General features: G+C 48.6%; 2 protein-coding genes. One reads left to right on the top strand and one right to left on the bottom strand.

The window, feature by feature from the left end; all coding sequences use genetic code 11:
- A partial coding sequence (locus ACS8FC_RS16110; protein ID WP_439297515.1) for a M23 family metallopeptidase occupies nucleotides 1–524 on the top strand: 524 nt, incomplete at its 5' end.
- 68 nt (nucleotides 525–592) lie between these two features.
- Here the strand turns inward: ACS8FC_RS16110 and ACS8FC_RS16105 are convergent.
- Nucleotides 593–851: ATP-binding protein (locus ACS8FC_RS16105; protein ID WP_439297514.1), on the bottom strand; the 259-nt coding region annotated here is incomplete at its 5' end.

Raw genomic sequence — 851 nt, 5'->3', positions numbered from 1 at the left:
TTAAGGCGGTTGTATTGATAGGATTCTTATTTGTCTTTGATAAGCTACTACCCAGTATTAGCGAGCAGACCCAATCATTTGTGGTAGCCAAGTGGCAACAGCTGAGTCTGTTGCAGCAAGAGCTGCCTACAGAAAATAGTCTCCCCAGTCCACTGCCGGAGAAAAACCTGACAGACACTTGGGGTGCTGCCCGCAGTCAAGGACGCTCACATGAAGGCATCGATATCTTTGCAGAACGTGGCACGCCGATACAATCGACCACGCAGGGAATTGTGAGTAAGGTTGGTGAGAATAACTTGGGTGGGCGCGTGGTCGTTGTTGTAGGGCCTGGCGGTGCTGGTCATTATTACGCGCATTTAGAAGACTATGCCGATATTGCGCCCAATGATTGGGTCAATCAAGGCGATATTATCGGTTATGTGGGTGATAGCGGTAATGCAAAAGGGACACCGCCACATGTACATTACGGTATTTATATCAATGGCAGTGCCGTCAACCCTTACCCGCTTTTGCAAAAAGACTAGGTATACTACATTAGGCATGCTAAATAAATACGCATGGCGAGTCTAAACAATATGGGGCAAGGCCTGTATTAATTTGTCGCAGCCGACCTTACATACGCGGCTGGAAATACCACGCTAAATGTCGACCCCTCTCCCTCTACTGAGTCAATCTGTAACTGTGCCTCATGCTGATGCAAAACGTGCTTCACAATAGCCAAACCTAAGCCCGTACCGCCTGTGGCACGACTACGCCCTTTATCAATACGATAAAAGCGCTCTGTCAAACGCGCAATATGCTCTGGTGCAATACCAAGCCCATCGTCCTCAACCGCAAATCGGCAACCATCC

It is taken from the genome of Psychrobacter sp. 1Y4, from assembly GCF_051847555.1.
This window is presented reverse-complemented; position numbering and strand designations above follow the sequence as displayed.